The organism is Paenibacillus sp. Cedars, assembly GCF_003184205.1.
Taxonomy (GTDB): Bacteria; Bacillota; Bacilli; order Paenibacillales; family Paenibacillaceae; genus Paenibacillus_AQ; species Paenibacillus_AQ glucanolyticus.
This window is the reverse complement of sequence record NZ_CP020866.1, coordinates 6,140,010-6,159,388: the sequence shown is the minus strand read 5'-3', so window position 1 is coordinate 6,159,388 and position 19,379 is coordinate 6,140,010. Positions and strand designations below refer to the sequence as shown.

The 19,379-nt window shown below is 53.7% G+C and carries 17 protein-coding genes; 2 read left to right on the top strand and 15 right to left on the bottom strand.

Annotated features, from left to right (window positions below):
• Positions 1–134: 134 nt before the first annotated feature.
• The 11 genes from B9D94_RS29660 to B9D94_RS29610 form a co-directional block, all read right to left on the bottom strand.
• Positions 135–1,169, bottom strand: a complete 1,035-nt coding sequence (locus B9D94_RS29660) for a CdaR family transcriptional regulator (RefSeq protein WP_036640200.1) — start codon at positions 1,167–1,169, stop codon at positions 135–137.
• A gap of 173 nt (positions 1,170–1,342) precedes the next feature.
• The gene (locus B9D94_RS29655) at positions 1,343–2,491 is read right to left on the bottom strand and encodes a glycerate kinase (RefSeq protein ID WP_006207091.1); all 1,149 of its coding nucleotides are present in this window, start codon (positions 2,489–2,491) and stop codon (positions 1,343–1,345) included.
• A gap of 51 nt (positions 2,492–2,542) precedes the next feature.
• Positions 2,543–3,838 (bottom strand): GntP family permease, encoded by a 1,296-nt coding sequence (locus B9D94_RS29650; RefSeq protein ID WP_006207092.1) that lies wholly within the window; start codon positions 3,836–3,838, stop codon positions 2,543–2,545.
• Positions 3,839–4,042: 204 nt separating this feature from the next.
• Positions 4,043–5,575: a solute symporter family protein gene (locus tag B9D94_RS29645; RefSeq protein ID WP_063479717.1), complete on the bottom strand. Its 1,533-nt coding sequence runs from the start codon at positions 5,573–5,575 to the stop codon at positions 4,043–4,045.
• Between the two features lie 156 nt (positions 5,576–5,731).
• The gene (locus tag B9D94_RS29640; protein ID WP_036640205.1) at positions 5,732–7,243 is read right to left on the bottom strand and encodes a solute symporter family protein; all 1,512 of its coding nucleotides are present in this window, start codon (positions 7,241–7,243) and stop codon (positions 5,732–5,734) included.
• A gap of 6 nt (positions 7,244–7,249) precedes the next feature.
• Entirely contained in the window at positions 7,250–7,549 is a 300-nt protein-coding gene (locus tag B9D94_RS29635) for a DUF485 domain-containing protein (protein ID WP_006207097.1), read from the bottom strand.
• Between the two features lie 183 nt (positions 7,550–7,732).
• Positions 7,733–8,530: a LytR/AlgR family response regulator transcription factor gene (locus B9D94_RS29630; RefSeq protein WP_036640207.1), complete on the bottom strand. Its 798-nt coding sequence runs from the start codon at positions 8,528–8,530 to the stop codon at positions 7,733–7,735.
• Complete coding sequence (locus B9D94_RS29625) at positions 8,517–10,280, bottom strand: LytS/YhcK type 5TM receptor domain-containing protein (RefSeq protein WP_063478094.1); 1,764 nt, start codon at positions 10,278–10,280, stop codon at positions 8,517–8,519. Before B9D94_RS29625 ends, B9D94_RS29630 begins: the two co-directional genes overlap by 14 nt.
• A gap of 360 nt (positions 10,281–10,640) precedes the next feature.
• Entirely contained in the window at positions 10,641–11,096 is a 456-nt protein-coding gene (locus tag B9D94_RS29620; RefSeq protein ID WP_006207100.1) for a threonine/serine exporter family protein, read from the bottom strand.
• A 25-nt stretch (positions 11,097–11,121) separates the two neighbouring features.
• Complete coding sequence (locus B9D94_RS29615; protein WP_036640211.1) at positions 11,122–11,877, bottom strand: threonine/serine exporter family protein; 756 nt, start codon at positions 11,875–11,877, stop codon at positions 11,122–11,124.
• A 200-nt stretch (positions 11,878–12,077) separates the two neighbouring features.
• Positions 12,078–13,061 carry an aldo/keto reductase gene (locus B9D94_RS29610; protein ID WP_006207101.1) on the bottom strand — a complete coding sequence of 328 codons (984 nt, stop codon included), beginning with the start codon at positions 13,059–13,061 and terminating at the stop codon, positions 12,078–12,080.
• A gap of 427 nt (positions 13,062–13,488) precedes the next feature.
• Here B9D94_RS29610 and serS point away from each other — a divergent pair, with 427 nt between their 5' ends.
• The gene (gene serS, locus B9D94_RS29605; protein WP_148248612.1) at positions 13,489–14,790 is read left to right on the top strand and encodes a serine--tRNA ligase; all 1,302 of its coding nucleotides are present in this window, start codon (positions 13,489–13,491) and stop codon (positions 14,788–14,790) included.
• 329 nt (positions 14,791–15,119) lie between these two features.
• Positions 15,120–16,157 (top strand): LLM class flavin-dependent oxidoreductase, encoded by a 1,038-nt coding sequence (locus B9D94_RS29600; protein WP_148248611.1) that lies wholly within the window; start codon positions 15,120–15,122, stop codon positions 16,155–16,157.
• Between the two features lie 64 nt (positions 16,158–16,221).
• Here B9D94_RS29600 and B9D94_RS29595 read toward each other — a convergent pair whose 3' ends face one another.
• The 4 genes from B9D94_RS29595 to B9D94_RS29580 form a co-directional block, all read right to left on the bottom strand.
• Positions 16,222–16,980: an SDR family NAD(P)-dependent oxidoreductase gene (locus B9D94_RS29595; protein ID WP_036640218.1), complete on the bottom strand. Its 759-nt coding sequence runs from the start codon at positions 16,978–16,980 to the stop codon at positions 16,222–16,224.
• Positions 16,981–17,014: 34 nt separating this feature from the next.
• On the bottom strand, positions 17,015–17,767 hold the full coding sequence (locus B9D94_RS29590) for an SDR family NAD(P)-dependent oxidoreductase (protein WP_036640221.1): 753 nt from the start codon (positions 17,765–17,767) through the stop codon (positions 17,015–17,017).
• 20 nt (positions 17,768–17,787) lie between these two features.
• Complete coding sequence (locus B9D94_RS29585; RefSeq protein ID WP_036640223.1) at positions 17,788–18,219, bottom strand: MarR family winged helix-turn-helix transcriptional regulator; 432 nt, start codon at positions 18,217–18,219, stop codon at positions 17,788–17,790.
• 456 nt (positions 18,220–18,675) lie between these two features.
• Positions 18,676–19,320, bottom strand: coding sequence for a nitrite reductase (locus tag B9D94_RS29580; RefSeq protein WP_006207107.1), 645 nt, complete (start codon positions 19,318–19,320; stop codon positions 18,676–18,678).
• Positions 19,321–19,379 lie beyond the last annotated feature (59 nt).

The window sequence follows — 19,379 nt, the reverse complement described above, 5'->3', positions numbered from 1 at the left end:
CCGCGCGCCTTTCTCATTACCTCTTCTCAGCCCTTCACCGCCCCTGCCGATGATATGCCGTGAAATATTTCTGCAGGAAGAGTCAGCGAGAACCGGTAGCCCTTCCAGATCGAGACCGCGCTCAGCCTCACTGCTTATTTTCGCCACATTAAGCTGCACAACAATTCGAACAGGTCCAGCACATGGCGCGGATTTTTGCCTGTCAGCTGCTTAATTCGGTTTAACCGGTAATGCAGGGTATTGCGGTGGATATTTAGCCTTTTGACCGTATTGTTGTGATCCCCATTCTCGGAAATATATACCTGAAGCGTCTCAATGAGGTCCAGCTTGTCTCCGCCTTGCTCCAGAAGCGAATACAGCGAAGCCTGTGTGTCATCCGAATTATAAGCCAGGCTGATGAGAAACCTTAAATCCTCGTAGAAATTCACTTTGCGGCGGGGGTCGATGTTCATGCCCAGCTCCAGAGCGGATACCGCCTGCTCCAGCGATGTGGCAGCCAGCTCCTCCCGCTCCCCAATCCCCAAGCTGTGGACTTCATCCAGCTCGGTCAGCTTGTCCAGAAGGCTCCGGTATTTCATGGCGTCTGTCATGAAGAATACGGTTTTGTCGTTCTCCAAATTCCAGCTTTGAGGGTACGCTTGCTGCAGCCCCCGGAATACTTTGCCTCCCACAGAGCCCTGCACGAGCAGCACCCGGCATTTTCGCGTCAGGTCCAGTCCATAGCCTTCGGCACGCTCCAGAAACGGTTCATCGTAAGGTGTCTTGCGATAGGATAACTCATGGTAGAACTTCTCCCGATTTTGGCGTTGGTTCAACATGGCCTTGTTCTGACGCTCCTGCTCGATCAGGAGAACGACGGTCACCTGCAGCAAATTGCTGAGCGGTCTCACCTCATCGGGATGCCCCGTGATGCCGACCACGCCAATCACCTCATCCTTCACTACAATAGGCTCGTTCACCCCCGGCTTCATGCCGCCGCCTTCTTCATAGACCTCATAGATTCTCCCGGTCTGAATGGCTTTCTGGGCACCGATGTGCAGCGTGCCGATCCGTGCTGGGTCCCCGCTGCCCACAATGACCCCGTTCTCATCCATTACATTAATATTGTAAGGAATGACACGCATCATTTCTTTGGCGATATTCTCCGCCAGCGGACGTGATAGTTTCATGCATTATGTCCCTCCTTACCTGCCTGTCATGTACTGTCCTGTATAAGATCCCAATACAAGAGTTACTCTCTATAGTTTACACATCCCGCTTCCAATCCATATCCTGCCGGTAGAAAAAGAAGCCGACCCGTAAAGGTCAGCTCCCCCTTGTTCTCTCACTATGAAATGAATGATTACTTGTTCAAGGAGTTCATGAGACGGACAATATTCTCCGATGTTCTCTCCACATTCTGCTGTCCGTTCACCAGTGCTTCCGATAGCGTAGCCGCACCCGGCATAATGCCAAAAATAGCGTCCATTCCTTTATCGTACAGCACCTCGATCCCGTCACCGATCCGTCCGGCCAAGGCAACAACAGGCTTGCCATGCTTCTTCGCAACCATCGCCACGCCCAGCGGGGTTTTGCCGTACTGCGTCTGGAAGTCCATCCCGCCTTCGCCGGTCCACACCATATCCGCCTGGCGCACTTTCTCTTCAAGACCTGTATAGTCAACAACCATATCGATGCCCTTCTTCAGCGTCCCGTTCAGGAAGACCATCAGTCCCCCGCCAAGGCCGCCTGCCGCTCCAGCCCCTGGGTAGTCCACGATATCTTTGCCCAGCTGCTGCTTCATAACCCCGGCGTAGTTCCGCAGATTGCTGTCCAGCTGCTCGATCATATCCGGCGTAGCACCCTTCTGCGGTCCGAACACATGAGAGGCTCCCGTCTCGCCGCAGAGCGGATTGGTTACATCACAGGCCACCTCGACCTCCACATGCTGCAGTCGTGAATCCAGGCCGGTCAAGTCAAAACTTGCAAGCCTGCCCAAGCCCCCGCCGCCAAAAGCAAGCTCCCTCCCTTCCGCATCCAGCAGCTTGCCGCCGAGCGCCTGAACAACTCCCGCTCCGCCGTCATTCGTCGCACTGCCGCCGATGCCGATCAGCAGCCTGCTCACGCCATGATCCAGGCAAGCTTTAATCAGCTCACCCGTCCCGTAAGTCGTGGTTACCAGCGGATTCCGCTCAGCCGGGGGCACCAAGTGGATCCCGCTTGCACTGGCCATCTCCAGCACGCCGGTGCTGCCATCTCCCGAAACACCGTAGGACGCCTCCACCTGATTGCCCAGCGGACCCGTGACCATCGCGGTGTGCACCGTGCCGCCCGTTGCATCCACGAGGGACTGCATCGTGCCTTCACCGCCGTCCGCCATCGGCACATGGATACAGGTCACATTCGGGTTTGCCTTCAGAATGCCGCGTTCCATCGCCTCACAGACTTCCTTGGCGGTCATGCTCTCTTTAAATGAATCGGGCGCGAGTACAATTACATAATCCTGCTTCATGGTTTATCCCCTGCCTATCCTTATTGATTTCAAATCTATGCTGTAGTCTCTTTAAAATACAAATCCGTACAATATCGTAGCGACAATGGCCATGGTCAGACCGACAATGCTTTCGTAAGGAATCAGCTTCATCCGTTCCTTAATGCTCATCTTCACCGATTCTGCGGTGACGTGGAAGAAGTTCCCGTGCGGCAGATGGTCAATGACCGTTGCCCCCGTGTGTACCATGACGGCTGCGGCAAGTGGCGCTGTCCCCATGGACAGAATCGCTTCACCAAACGAACCTGCGGCCACAATGGATGCCGTCGATGTGGATGCCGTAGCGGCTCCCATCAGAATACCGGCGAGCGGCGCAAGGAATGTGCCGGATACGCCCATGACATCGATACCCTGTACCACAACGGCACTCAGATTGGATTTGGAGATAATGCCGGCAATGGCGCCGGCACCAATCAGGATGATTGCGGTACCGGTCATTTTGTTCAAACCGGAGGTGGTATAAGCAATGATGCTCTTTGTCTGTCGCATGGCGATCAAACCGATGATACCGGCAACCGGCAAAATAATCATGGAATCAATCTTGATGGCTTGAAGAGCTTCAATGCCCAGAATGCTTCCCAGTGGATTCAGCGCCAGCAAGACGATGGCCACGATGGGTGCAACCATCGCACGTCCGAAGCTTGGCTTGTCTTTCTTGCCGGCTTCCTCCGCCACTTGATCGCTATCCGATACCATAACCCCTTTGTTTGTGAGCATCTTCGCCACGATGATGGTGACAATCAGTCCGGCAACCGCCGGCAGGAAACCATGGATCATGACCTGAGCCAGATCGACGTCAAAACCCTTGGCGACAGCAATGGTATTCGGGTTCGGGGAAATGATGTTCCCCGCTTTACCGCCCCCGACCAGCGCGAGCAGCAAGGCTGTTTTGGAAATTCCGATCTTCTTGCCGACGGACAAAGCGATGGGCGCTACGATAATGATCGCAACGGTAATGAATACCCCTACCGCGGTGATAATCATGGTTGCCAGCGCGATGGATAAAAGCGCTTTCTTCTCGCCCAGCTTGGCAACAATGGTCTCGGCAATGCGCTCCGCGGCTCCCGATTCAATCAATATCCCTGCGAGCACCCCTGCAGCCAAGACCCGGACGACAGCACCCATGACACTGTTGGTGCCCTCGATAATATACTGCACGGTCAGATCAATGGTGGCTCCGCCCAGCAGACCGCCAATGACAGCGCCTCCAAACAAGGCGTAAACCGGGTTTACTTTTCTAAAAATCAAGACAATGGCGATAATCAGACCGACAACGGCTCCGCCCCAATGTATAACAGTCCCATCCATGTTGTGTATGCCTCCTTAAGCAATATAGCTTGTGAACAATGATGTATTCATCCTTTATGAAACTATGATTGCGCTTACAGGATTCAGTATAACCGGAATGCCGCATTCAAGCCTATTGACGCCATAACGGTTTTTATTGTGCATATGCACAAAGTATGGGACATGGGATGAGCCTCGTTTTCAAAAAAACATATGGAGTCAGCCTTAGCCAAGCTCACGCGTACGGATCTCATCCGGAGCGACATGGGCGATCGCCTGCATCTTCTTGAATTGGCCCGTAGAGCTGGCTTTGCCCGACAGCACGGTGCCGATGATGCCCCCAGCGAATCCGATCGGTATCGACACGATGCCCGGATGCTTGAGCGGGAAGATCGCTTCTGCCCGAATCCAGCCTGCTTCCGGGTCCATTACATTAGGCCCGATAGCCATGAGCAGCAGGGAAGATATCAAACCGGCCGCAATGCTCGACATGGCGCCGTACGTATTAAATTTCCGCCAAAATAGCGTGAACAGCAGCACCGGCAGATTGGCCGAGGCGGCAACTGCGAAGGCAAACGACACAAGGAACGCCACGTTCAGCTTCTGCGCGCCAAGCGCGAGCACAATTGAGGCCATGCCAACCACGATGGCCGAAAGCTTGGCCACTCGCATCTGCTGTGCCTCCGTCGCCTGCCCGCTGCGGAAGATGCTGCTGTAGACATCATGAGCAAACGCTGAGGATGCCGTCAGCACAAGCCCGGAGATCACGGCCAGTATAGTCGCAAACGCGACGGCCGATACAAACGCCATCAGGAATTCGCCGCCCAGCGCGCTTGCGAGCAGCGGCGCCGCCAGATCCACCCGCTCGGACAAAACTGACCAATCAACAAAAGCGGCGGCTCCAAAGCCTAGAAAGATTGTCATTGCGTAGAAGATGCCGATCGTAAACGTCGCCGTCTTTACCGAAGCGCGCACCGTTAGCGGGTCTCTGACCGTGTAGAAGCGCGCAATAATATGCGGCAGTCCGGCCGTCCCTAACACAAGCGCCATATTGAAGGACAGCATATCGAGCGGCTGATCAAACATATTGCCCGCCATCAGAAACCGCTCCTGCAGCGGCGTTGCCTGCTTCATGGAAGCGAATAAGCCGAGCAGATCCCAATCGAATCGGGCCAACACAATCAGGCTCACGATAAAGGTGCTGCTTACCAGCAGTATGGACTTGACGATCTGCACCCAGGACGTCGCAAGCATCCCGCCAAACGTGACGTAGATAGTCATTAAGCTGCCAACCAGCACGATGGCAAGCGACGTTTCAAGGCCGAATAGCAAATGGATGAGCCATCCGGCCCCAACCAGCTGGGCAATCATATAGAACACGGTAATCATCATATTGTTGACAGCGATAAACCCGCGCAGCCGTTTCTCGCCGAACCGGACCGCCACCGCATCCGCCATCGTATACCTGCCCAGATTATGGAGCGGCTCGGCAATGATGTACTGGACAATGACATAGGAGGCGAGGAAGCCGATCGAATAGAAGAAACCGTCGAAGCCGTAAACCGCGATGGAACCCGCAATGCCAAGGAAGGACGCCGCGCTCATATAGTCACCGGAGATGGCCAGTCCATTCTGCAAGCCGCTAAGCCGGTTGCCCGCCGCATAGAAATCGTTCGTGTTGGTGGTTCGCCTGGCGGCATAATACGTAATCATTAACGTGCCAACCACAATCGCCAGAAAAAAAACGATGCCGGACATGTTCACTTGGATGACCTCCTTCCGCTCAGCCCCAGAGGTGCTGTTATTCTCCCATTCTACGATAAAATGGCAAAAAAAGGACAATCCTTTGCTCTGACGAGCAGCAGGATACGCCCTTTTTTCTTCAACAAATGTCTTAAGCACGCTCAAATCGAATCAAGCGCCCGTATTTGCCTTGACCAGCACCTCGGCATATTTGGCCTCATCCTTGGAGGAGGACAGGAGCGTGCCGACATAAGCTGCCAGGAAGCCAAGGGGAATGGAGATAATGCCCGGGTTGCTCATCGGGAAGATCGGATCGCCAACCAGAATCGCTTTGCCGGCCGGATCCCATATATTCGGGCTCAGGGCTACGAGAATCACCGTGCTGATCAATCCGGTCAGCATGCCTGTGATCGCGCCTGTCGTATTGAATCTTTTCCAGAATACCGTGAACAGGATAACCGGTAAATTGGCACTGGCTGCAACGGCGAAGGCCAGCGAGACGAGGAACGCCACGTTCATCTTCTGAGCGAACAAGGCAAGCAGAATGGAGACGATGGATACGCCAATCGATGCGTAACGCGCCATCTTCAGCTGTTCCTTCTCCGAAGATTCGCCGCGGCGCAAGATTTGACCGTAAAAATCATGGGCGAAGGCCGATGCGGCGGACAACACAAGCCCCGTCACCACAGCAAGAATGGTCGCGAACGCAACCGCCGAGATCAGCGCAAACAGGAAGTCGCCGCCTATGGCTTTAGCCAGCAGCGGTGCAGCCATGTTGCCTGCTTTGTCAACCGCTGTAATATCCGCTGCGCCTACGAAGGCCGCTGCACCGAATCCGAGAAAGATCGTCATGACATAGAAAATGCCGATAATCCATGTGGCGTATACAACCGAGCTGCGTGCCGTCTTGGCGTCCTTCACGGTAAAGAAGCGAGTCAGAATATGCGGCAGTCCTGCTGTTCCGAGCACGAGGGCAAGGTTGAGCGACAGCGTCTCCAGCGGGATTTTGTATTTGTTGCCAGGGTTCAGGAAGGCTTCCTGAAGCGGCGTGGCCGTCTTCATATGATGGAACATTTGAGTCAGGCTGAAATCGAATTTGGCAAATACAATGAGCGAAATAATGAACGTGCCTGCCATGAGCAGCACGGCTTTGGATATTTGGACCCAGCTTGTGGCGTGCATGCCGCCAAACACAACATAGATCGTCATCAACACGCCCACGATCAGTACGGACGTTACATAGTCCAGGCCCAGCAGCAGCTTGATGAGCGCACCCGCCCCGACGAGCTGCGCGATCATATAGAAGATGGAGATGGAGATCGTGTTCAACGCTGCCACGCCGCGCACTTTCTTGTCGGAGAAACGGGCGGCGATCATATCGGCCACCGTATATTTGCCGAGGTTCCGAAGCGGTTCTGCTACGAGATACAGTACAACCAGATAAGCAACCAAAAAGCCGATGCTGTAGAAGAAACCATCAAATCCGACCAAAGCAATCGAGCCGGCGATACCTAGAAAGGAAGCCGCGGACATATAATCGCCGGCAATGGCCGTCCCGTTCTGCCAGCCCTTCAGTCCTCCGCCAGCTGTATAGAAATCGCTGGTGTTGGTTGTTTTCTTGGCGGCGTAATAGGTAATGATCAGCGTGAGAAGTACAATCCCGCAAAATAACGCGATAGCCATAGTCGATTACGCCCCCATATCCTTTTTGATATCGTCTACCATTCGGTCGAATTGGGCTGCCTTGCGGGAATATAATATGCACAGCACCCACGTCATAATGAATTGCGCGAAGGCAAACACCCATGCCCACGTAATCGGTCCTATAGCAGGATGATTCAACACTTCAGTATACGAAGTGAGGATCGGCAGCGCAAAGTAAAACAGAAGAAAAAAGACGGTCATGGGAATAATGAACCGTTTCTTGCGGGAGAGCAGCGTTTTGAATTTTTCAGAATGCCATACTTCGGTATAGCTTTTTTCCTCCATTGCCTTTCCCTCCATTAATGATCCAGATTCTATTGCGGCTCCAACACTTGAAAGCGCTTTAGAATGATTATATACGGGAGGTCCGCAGCCGACTACGGCTCCTGCGCGAAACGCCCGATATGAAGCGTGAAAAGGCGGATATGCCGCCTGAACAGGGGACAATACCCTTCTTGCGCACGTAGGCTATGCTTCTCTTAGCAAACGGAACAAATCCTTGGCTGCCTCCCTCGACAATGGAATCATCGTCCGCTGCTCATCCTTCATCACAATATTGTAAGCCCCATTCTGCCAGGGCGATAACTCTGCAATCCGGTTCACGTTAACCAAATAGCTGCGATGAGGACGGAAGAATGAATAACCCTCAAGCCTCTCCTCCAGCTCCTGAAGCGTGCTCTTGCTCGTGATCCGCTGGCCTTCCGTTGTCAAAATGCGAATGACCCGTTCCTCGCGCACCGCGTACAGGATCCCCTCGGGATCAACCAGCACATGCTTGTCTCCATCATCGAACAGCAGCTTGCCGCGCATGCTTCGGGCAGCTGCGTCTGCCTGGGAATTGGAGGCCCGCTGAGGAGTGGAGGCGCTGGCCTCCGGGCGGGGGGAAGCGTGCCCCTCCAGAAGCCGGTTACGGATTCGCTGCAGCGTTTCCTTCAACCGCATATGGCTGTATGGCTTCAATAAATAGTCAATCGCATCCAGACCAAACGCCTCGACAGCATATTCATCATAAGCCGTCGTAAACACAATCAAGGGTGAAGCAGGCGATGCCTTTAGCATTCGTGCCGCCTGCAGTCCTTCCAGCTCTGGCATATGAACGTCGAGAAAGACGACATTCGGCTGCCACAACGGAACGAGCTCCAGCAGCTCTCTGCCGTTCACGGCATGAGGAAGCAGCTCGATATCAGGCTCTTGTTCGAGCAGATAAGCCAGCTCCTCCCTTGCCAATCGTTCGTCCTCCGCAATGATCGTTTTAATTCGCTTCACGGTACCGACTCCCTTCCGATATGCAGGGGAAGCTGAAAGTTATGCCGCAGCCGCCCTCTGCCAGATTCTCCACCCTCAGTCTGGCTTCCTTGCCGAACATGCTGATTAAACGCTGATTAATGTTGTAGATGCCGATTCCGGTACCCTCGCTGCCGATGACAGGCTGTTCACCGAGACGATCCAGAACCTCGGGTGAGATACCGACCCCGTTGTCCTTCAATTGAATGACCGCCATATCATCGACCTGCCTCAGCGTCAGCTGAATGATGCCGCCGCTTGCCTTGTCACGCAAGCCGTGCTTGATGCTGTTCTCCACCAGCATTTGCAGCGTGGCAGGCGGAATCAGAAGCTCTTCAAGCGCCGGATCCAACTGGCACTCAAACGTAAATTGGTCCTCGAACCGGATCTGAATAATATCCAAATACGCATTCAACAGCTCCATCTCCTCACGTATGGTCGTTCTGCGTGAAGCCATAACCTTTACGTTCAGGCGCATGAATGCTCCGAGCTGCATCGTGGCATGTCTTGCCAGATGCGGATCGGTGCGAATCAGCGAATGGATCGCATTTAACGTATTGAACAAAAAGTGGGGGTTGATCTGGGCCTGAAGAAGCTTCAGCTCTGCTTCTTTCATTAAATGGCCCATCTTCTCATGGGATGTGGCACCGAGCTGGTAGGAGATCAGCTGTCCCAGACCCTGGGCCATAACCAGCTCCACACGGCGGATATCCTGCGGCCGCTTGAAGTAGAACTGAATGACGCCCACGACTTGGCTCCCCTCGATGATCGGAACCAGGATGGCGGCGCCAAGTGACGGATGGCGGGGCTGAATATCTTCCGCATTATCCACGATCTGAAGTGTGCCGGTTAAGATGACGTTCTTCGTCAGGCTTGACCGGATCTCTTCTCCCGGATCGATGGTACGGCTGGCGGCCCCGGCATGGGCCAGGTATCGCTCTGTGTCGGTTATGGCTACCGCTGTGGTCTTCAGCTCCCGCAGCAGCAGCGCTGCCACGGCCTGCGCCGTCCGGTACGTCAGCCCCTGCTTCAGATGCGGAAGCGCGGCTTCGGCGATGTGGAATGCCTTCTCCGTCTCATAGGCCGCTGCCCGCTCCTCCTCGGCGAGCGCAACCCGCAGCATGGTCGTAAAGATGGCAATGGAGATGCTGTTTGTCAGCACCATTGGAAGACCGATCAGATTAACCAGCTCAATCGCCCGGTCCGGCTCCGTTGCAGAGATCAGGATAACCCCCATAAGGAGGATCGGTGCAAACATCCCAACGAATAAGGCTTTGGCGGGGGAGACGACCCGTTCCTGCGAGAAAAATCGCGCCACGCCTCCTGCCAAGGCTCCCGTCAGTGGCACCGCGATGACACCGGCCAGCCCGGTATATCCGCCAATGTACAGCAGATGGGCTCCCGCCAGAAGTCCGCCCCCGATTCCGACGCGCGGTCCGCCGATCAGCCCGCCGATGACCACGCCAACCAAAGCGGAATGGGCCAAGGCCTGATTCTCTGTCAGCCGCATCAGCCAGAAGGAGGAGCTGGACTCGCCATTCTCCACGACCACGCCTGCATACGTTCCAAGGATGCCGAAGAGTCCAAACAAGCATGAATACGTGAACATCCGCTTGCCGGACATCTCCTTCCGATCCAGCAGCTGGCGGAATAACGGAATTCTCGTCAGTATGAAAGTCAGGATGAGCAGCATGCCCATCCGTTCGAACAGATGCAGAGTCAGCTCCTGCATAGATAACCCTCTTCCCGATGGACTATTGGTCCCTTCATCTGCAGTCCGCTTACAATCAATGCAATGCAGTATAGTTACACAAAGGTTTGATTTGAATACGGTTTCATTGGATGCAAGAAGATTATATAGCACCGCGAGCGATAGGACAATAAAAAGGAATAACATGAAACTTATGTAAATAAAGATGCAAAAAGATCCTTATCTTCGCAAGCACCAAAACAACCGTATCCCGCAGCAACGCGTAAATACGGCTGGTTCATGGTTTCATCTCAAGACAGGTAAGGCTGCCTCTTCCTGATGCTGCAGCGTCTGCCAAGAGCTTGCGCCTTGCGTTCGGATTGAAATGCGCTGCACCTGCTTCTACCGGGATATGGACCGGGATATCGACCATTTCCGGATGACCTGGTTGATGACCTCCGAGAGCAGCAGACCGAGCGCAATGGCGCCTGAAATCATGAACGCCTGGGCCCCCAGCTGAACGGCTTGATCGAATTGATTCTGCGCCACATGGCGAAGCGCATTATAGGCGACACCGCCCGGGACGAGCGGAATGATTCCCGACACACTGAACACGATAATGGGGGTCTTGTACTTTTTCGCAAAAAAATGACTGATCATCGTGACGCAAAAAGCCGCCACAACGGTGGCCGTCACCGGCTGAACCATCATGTCCTGCAGCATGATGTAGAGCAGCCAGCCCACCATTCCGGCAAATCCGCACTGCAGCAGTGCTTTTTTGGGTGCATTGAACATCATCCCGAATGCCGCCGAAGCAATAAAACTCGTGATGAGCTGCTGTATGTAAAAGGCTGCCATAATCCTGTTCCTCCACTCCATCCCTTTAGAATGACAAAGTAAATGCAATCCCCGCGCCGATGGCAAAGGACGTGACAAAGGCCTCCGCCCCTTTGGACAGACCGGAGATCAGGTGCCCGGCCATGAGGTCGCGAATGGCATTGGTGATCAGCAGGCCCGGGACAAGCGGCATCACGGAGCTGATAATGATCATATCCAGCTGATGACCGAATCCGTATCTGACCATCCATACCGATGCAATCCCTATCAATAGCGCTCCCGAGAACTCGGCAAAAAATCGCACCGGTATGACCCGATGCATAAATACAAAGCAGGAGAAGCCGAGTCCGCCCGCGATGGCCGCCGGGATGAAGTCCGGCCAGATCCCGCGAAACATGATGAGGAAGCAGCCACTGGCCACCGCTGAGAGAAGGATAAGCAGCCACGTTGGATAGATTGCCGGCTCATGCTCGATTTTCTCCAGAGCCGTTCGGGCCTCTTCAATCGTCAGCTCTCCGATGCTTACCCTCCGGGAAACGCTGTTGACTTGATCGATCTTGTACAGATTGGTTGTCCGATCCGAGATCCGAATCAGCCGGGTAATGTGCTGAGGCTCCTCCACCGAGAAAATAATCCCGGTCGGGGTCATATAACTGTGGCTGTTCTCCACGCCATAAGCCGCGGCGATCCGCATCATCGTGTCCTCGACACGATAGGTCTCGGCCCCGCTCTGCAGCATGATTTTGCCTGCTAACAGACAGACCTTGATGATGTCATGCTCCCGCTTCAACAAATCATTCAAAACGACAATCCTCCTGATGAACTCATTCCGAATCCGAATACTTGCCTATATTATAGTATCATTGCCATGATAAAGCATAGGATACGCTTTAAAGCAGCGCTGTAACCGTTGTTTTGCTCTCCCGGAGGCCGTCATCCCAAGCAAAAGCCCCCCGAATGATCGGGAGGCTTCTCTATTATTCTACCTCAAGAAAATCGTGCTTAGTAAGCGCCGCGGATATGCTCCGTCACCTGCTCCCGATAGAATCGGGACAGTCGTTCCTTCTCCTCCATCGTAAACGAAGGCACATCCAGGGTTCCGAGATTGTCCTCGATTTGGCGGACGTTTCGGAAACCAGGAATCACGGCGGTGACTTCAGGGCAATCCAGAATCCAGCGCATGGATGCACGAGCCATGTCGCCTCTGCCCTCAGCGATCCAGGCGAGCTCTCTGGCGAGCTCAACCCCTTTTTCAAAACGAAGTCCGGCAAAGGTCTCGCCCACATTGAACTGCTCGCCGTTGGCGTTGAAATTCCGGTGATCCCCTTCATGGAAGACGGTTGTCTCCGTGAACTTCCCGGTTAACAGGCCGCTGGCCAGCGGAAGGCGCACCAGAATGCCCACACCGGACGCTTTTGCCTTCGGAAGGAGCTCTGCCAGGGGTTTTTGGCGGAACAAATTGAAGATGACCTGCAAGGACCTCACCCCGGGAACCCCAAGGCAGTAGAGTCCTTCCTCCACCGTCTCCACACTTACACCGTAATGGCGGATTTTTCCTTCAGCCTGCAGCTTGTCCAGCGTCTCAAACACCCGTCCGTCCTTCAGCACCTCGAAGGGAGGACAGTGAACCTGATAGAGGTCAATCCGCTCCCGCTTGAGCCGCTTCAAGCTGTTCTCACAATAGCGGCGAATCGACGCCTCGGAATAGGTCTGAAGATCATGAATATCTCCAGCACGGCAAAACTTGGTGGCAATATGCACCGAATCTTCTTTGCCTTTGGTTGCGATTGCGAGTAAATCCTCTGCATGTCCATCGCCGTACACGTCGGCTGTATCAAAAAAGTTCACGCCTTCCCCAATGGCGCGATCCAGTCCCTTCAAAGCTTCCTCATCATTGGTTTGCCCCCATGAGCCGCCGATGGCCCATGTGCCGAAGCTGATCTCGCTAATGTGAAGTTCCGTATTGCCTAATTGTCTGTAATTCATAGACTCCATAGCCTCCTCATCCAACTGCCATACTAGTTTGCACTACACTAATAGACTAAACGTTAAATCGCTTTCATTCAATACCGAGTTTAACATTCAACAACAGAAAAAACCTGCTGCCCTTGTATAAAAGACAGCTCATGCGGTATACTGAACAACAATATGAACATCAGGCCAATGAAGAGCTTCCAACTCTGAGGCGTTCTCGTCAAGGGGAATTGATCCTTAATTGATCAACCATCCCCCTAAGTTAACCGGCACCGCCCGTTACCGCGGAATCAAAGTGGATTGAACCAGGACCGGCGTGCTTTCGCGGCAGGTTACTGTTCAATCAATTTGGGTGGCACCGCGAGCGCATAAGCGTCCCTCGTCCCATATGGACTAGGACGCTTTTTTATTTTTTCCACAGAAAAGGAGCGCGGTGATCATGTTAGACATGAAATGGGTCCGGGAAAGTGCAGAAAATCAGGAGCAATTGCAGCGTGTAGCTGACCAGAAGGGCATCGCCCTGTCGGTTGCCGAACTGGTCGAGCTGGATGAACAGCGGCGAGCCCTGCTGCTTGCCGTGGAGGGATTGCGGCAGAAGCGCAATACGATGTCGCTCGATATTAGCAACCACATGAAGCAGGGGCAGCGTGAAGAGGCAGAGCTGCTGAAGCAGCAGGTCAAGGCTATCAATACAGAGCTGGATATACAGGAAGGGCTGCACCGGGAGGTTGACGCTGCTTACAACGAGCTGCTCATACTTGTACCGAATACCGTTTCGCCGGATACGCCTGTAGGCGCTTCGGATCAAGACAATGTCGAAGTTAAACGCGTAGGCCAGCCACCCGAGTTTGAGTTTGAATACAGGGATCACGTAACACTCGGTGAGCTGCACCGATTGATCGATATTCCCCGCGGCGTCAAAACCGCCGGCACGCGCAGCTATTACCTGACCGGCATCGGGGCGATGCTGCACCGGGCCGTTCAGCAGCTTGCGGTTGATATGCTGACAGCCAGAGGCTTTACCCTCATGGATGTACCATTGACCGTACGGACGGAGGCTATGCAGAATACGGCCTTCTTCCCATTGGGTCAGGATCAGGCCTTTCACATAGCCGAGGAAGACAAGTGGCTCGTTGGCACCTCGGAAGTCCCCTTAGTATCGTTTTACAGCGGGGAAATCGTTGACGTCACGCAGCCGATCCGTCTGGCTGCCGCATCGCTATGCTTCCGAAGCGAGGTCGGCTCGGGTGGCCGGGATGTCCATGGTCTGTACCGTGTTCATCAGTTCGCCAAGGTGGAACAAGTGGTTCTCTGCGAAGCGAGTGAGGAAACCTCGGAGCAGCTTCTTCAGGAAATCACGGCGAATGCCGAGGAAATGCTTCAGATGCTCGAGCTGCCGTACCGGGTCGTTGCCGTCTGTACCGGCGATATGTCGCAGAAGACGTACAAACAATACGACATCGAGACCTGGATGCCAAGCCGCGCAGCTTATGGAGAGACCCACTCGTCGTCGAACCTGCTGGACTTTCAGGCGCGCCGTTCGAACATCCGCTACCGGGATGCGGAAGGCAAGCTTCGTTACTGCCATACACTGAACAATACGGCTGTGGCGTCGCCCCGGATTCTGATCCCGCTGCTGGAGAATCACCAGCAGGAGGACGGTTCGATTCTGATCCCGCAAGCGCTGAGACCCTACCTGAACGGAATGGAGCGAATTACGCCGCCAAGCGAGACAGACTGATTACAACAAGCTCTACCCTATCTGAACATTCAACAACGCGGCCGCTGCAGGGTCGCGTTGTTTTTTGGGCTATTGGTCGTGCAGGTAAAACGCCAGCCGAAGTTTTCGTTATTATGCATCCACAGAATCCTTTTTAAACGATACTTAGATCAGGTGAATAAGCATATATTATATAAGAGTAATTACATACTTATTTTTCATATCGATTAAGTAGGTATATAATATGGGTTATATAGAGATACCATCTCCAACTGTTAATGTACCATTATCGGTTATCTATATAATCTCACTCACCGTGCACTACGTACGCATAAGGAGGTCATTCCAATATGACAGAACCACATCTTGATCATACAGCGCCTAAAGCGCTCCGCGATATCCCTCTATCCATTCTGGATCTCGCACCGATTACAGCGGGCAGCACCGCTGCACATTCGCTGCGGAATACGCTTGATCTTGCCCAGCATGCCGAGAAATGGGGTTACAACCGTTACTGGCTCGCCGAACATCACAACATGCCGGGGATTGCCAGCTCTGCCACATCCGTGGTCATTGGGCATGTCGCTGGAGGCACCAACACCATTCGCGTGGGATCCGGCGGAATTATGCTGCCCAACCATGCACCGCTTGTCATTGCCGAGCAATTCGGTACACTGGAGTCGCTCTACCCGGGCCGGATCGACCTCGGTCTTGGCCGTGCGCCGGGATCGGATCAGCTAACCTCCCGGGCACTCCGCCGCGGACCCGGCAGTGATGGCCAGGATTTCCCTGACCGTCTCGGCGAGCTCCGAAATTACTTCCAGCCCACCTCCGGCTCGTCCATGCGCATTCGGGCGATTCCCGGTGAAGGCTTGCATGTTCCGATCTGGCTGCTCGGCTCCAGCGGATTCAGTGCCCAGCTGGCAGGACAGCTGGGGCTTCCATTCTCATTTGCGAGCCATTTCGCCCCGGATTATCTGATGCCTGCGCTGGATTTGTACCGCAGCAGCTTCCGGCCTTCTGCCGAGCTAAGCAAGCCGTACGCCATGATCGGCGTGAACGTGATCTGTGCGGACACGGATGAGGAAGCGCAGCGCCTTGCCACATCGCCGTACCAGCAGTTCCTGAATATCATCCGGGGCCGCACCGGCCAGCTGAGTCCGCCGGTAGACAGCATGGATGATCTGTGGAACCTGCAGGAGCAGGCCATTGTGAAGCGCCAGCTCAGCTTCTCCGCGATCGGCAGCCCGGCCACCGTCCGTGCGCAGCTGGAGCAGTTCCAGCAAACAACAAACGCGGACGAGATCATTGTTGCCGCCGCGATCTATGATCATAAGGCGCGTCTGCACTCTTATGAGCTGCTGGCGGATGCCGTCGGCATCAAATAACAGCCCTTATCCAAAAAGACCAGTTAAGCCCGGAACCCGGCGCTTAACTGGTCTTTCTCTTTTTTTATAGCGTCAGCCCGCCATCAATGGTCACCAGGGATCCTGTCATATAACTGGAGCCCTGGGAAGCCAGGAAAGCTACCACGTCGGCAATTTCATCCGCCTCAGCCGGACGACCCATCCGCATGTTGCCAATCTCTTCCGGCACGTACCCGCCTTCCGTGAAGGACTTGGCCACCGCTGCGGTAAGCGGCGTCTGAACGCCGCCTGGACAGATCGCGTTCACGCGAATGCCCATCTTGACGTATTCCAGTGCTGCGGCCTTCGTCAAGCCGACCACCGCATGCTTGCTTGCCGAATAAGCGGCAGCACTATGCTCACTGCGAATACCTGCTGTCGAAGCGGTATTGACAATATGCCCGCTGCCCTGCTCCTTCATCACTTTCAGGACATACTTCATGCCGAGGAAGCAGCCCTTTACATTCACGGACATTTGACGGTCAAACTCGTTCTCGTCAATATCGTCCAGCATCGAGAACTTCTGCACGATCCCTGCATTGTTGAAGAAGAAGTCAATTCTGCCGTAGCTTTCAACTGCCTTGTTCACATAGTTCTGAACATCCTCGGTCTTGGTCACATCGGCTTGCACGAAAATGCCGTCCCCGCCCCGCTCCTTAATCATGCGCAGCGTTTCTTCACCGGCTTCCTTGTTGAAATCGACCAGCACAACCGTTGCGCCATTCTCTGCCAATTTCAAGCTGCTGGCTCTACCGATTCCGCTGGCTGCACCCGTGATGACAGCAATTGTTTGGTTATCGGACATGTATCAACACTCCCCTGTTGAAATCTATAGTGATTTACTTCGCGTAATATCCGCCGTCAATCGGCAGCTCAACGCCGGTGATGTAAGAAGATTCGTCGGAAGCCAGGAACAATACACCGCGCGCGATGTCTTCCGCTTTGCCCAGGCGTGGAAGCGGAGTCTGGGATTGGAACCACTGCGTCATCTGTTCATCCTTGAACATATCAACGGTCATTGGAGTCTCAATAAATCCGGGGTGAATCGAGTTGCAGCGGATGTTGTGCTTCGCGTAGTCAACAGCCGTAGCTTTGGTCAGCATACGTACAGCGCCTTTACTCGCCGTGTAGGGACCTGCGCCGCTGCCGCCGGTCAGACCGGCAATGGAGGAGATGTTGACGATGGAACCGCCGCCGGCTTCGATCATGTGCGGGATGACATATTTTTGGCCAAGGAAAATGCTCGTCACATTAATGGTCATTGTTTTCTCCCAGCCTTCCACCGTCAAATCCATGAACGGCGTAGCATTGGAGATACCGGCATTGTTGACCAGGATATCGATCTTGCCAAACTTCTTCATCGTCTCGTCCACGACGCGAATCCAGTCTTCTTCGGAAGCCACGTTGTGCTTCAATCCGATGGCTTCGCCGCCAAGCGCTTCAATCTCGGCAACCACGTCTTTGATCTTGTCTTCCTGAAGATCCGTGATGGCCACCTTGGCTCCCTCTTGCGCAAATAAAAGAGCGTCAGCTTTACCCATACCGCCTGCTGCACCCGTAATCACCGCTACTTTATTATCTAATCTTCCCATAGGAATACCTCCTGAAATTGTTAGTCATTGGACCCGTCTTCCGCCTTGGATTGACTGATCTTAAGCTGCAAATGCTCAATCATCTTCTCGTACGAGGCGATCAGCACATCCATCTCCTGATCCGAGAAATCCGACCATAAACCTTCGTTCAATTCACGGTACTTCGCAATCATTCGGGCCTCCACTTCACGGCCCTGCTCCGTAATCTTAAGATAGACCTGACGCCTGTCCGTACTTGAAGCCACTCGCTCAATGTAACCTTTGCTGACCAGCTTATTGCTTAAATTGGTCACAGCAGAGAGTGTAACATTCAAAGCATTGGCAAAATACGAGCTGGTCTGCTGCCCCTCGTAAGCCAAGGTCTGGAGCACGAAGTACTGAGGAGCTGTCAAATCGTTGTCCAAGATCTTGGCATAGTTCGCCACAAGTGTCATCATCTGACGAGCCATCATGTTCGATAGTTGTTCCCGCTTATCCAGTATCAGTATTCATCTCCTCGGTGCTGACGAAGTCCGTCATCGTTATATATTACAAATTTAAATAGTTAAAAGCTTTTAACAATTAAATTGTATACCCTTTCACATAGCTCGTCAACCGCGATAAAATGCCCGATTTGGTTGTTATTTCCATGATTTCAATTGCTGTATTTCGATTCAGATTCAGGTTCTGATAGATAAAAAAAGCACCTCCCGGTGCTTTTGTAAAGTATATCCATCCCCATTTCGGAGTATCCCGTTAGGTGTTAGGTAGCTCTTGCGGAGGCTATCTACTCTCTGTTATGTTTCGACTTGGCGTTATGTCTCTGATCAGCACTATCTTTCAGCATAGCATTAAGTTATTTCTGGTTGACCTCATCCTGCACCAAAAAAGGCACCACCCTAAGGTGATGCCTACTCTGATCCGGTCGATTATCCAGCAGCGGTATCCATCCGCTCGTGAAGCGTTGCTTCCTGCAGGTAATCGAGTGTCATGCGGTCCACAAACCGCGAGAACTTCTCTTTCTTCTTCCCGTTCTCCTGATAAATGGTTATCAGCTTCAAGATGATCGGCGCCAGCTGCTCAGCCTTCAAATCCGTGTGCAGCGGCTTCGCCAGAGCAGCCTTCAACCCTCTTGGCTCTCCGCCAACATAGAGATCAAAGGCATCCCTCATCTTGATGACGGCAATATCTTTAAGCAGGGGCTCGCTCGTTCCCAGTGCACAGCCGGCGTACCCGATTTTCAGGGGATTGGGTACCGGATGATCGGATATAACTTCATCCAGCATAGCTGCAACATCCAGGCCCGAATCCTCTGCTCCCCGGCAAAAATTACAGGTAATCAGGCTCTTGGAGACAAAACCGGCAGGATGAACTTGAAGGCCTGCGGCCACCAGCTTCGCCTTCGCCTCCTCCGCCCGCTCTTCATCCATCTCCACGTACAGCTGCTTAAAGGTTGTCATCTCTATGCGGGCATCCTCACCTACGATGGAGCCCAGTACCGCCAGCTGCTGCGGGCGGAACAGCGTCCCGCCCACTTCAAAGCCGGGGGTTACGGCAAACTTTTGCGATGCCAATGTCTACACTCCCATCAAGTCACCATAGTATCTTTTCCTTGCTCTACGAATATCCTTCA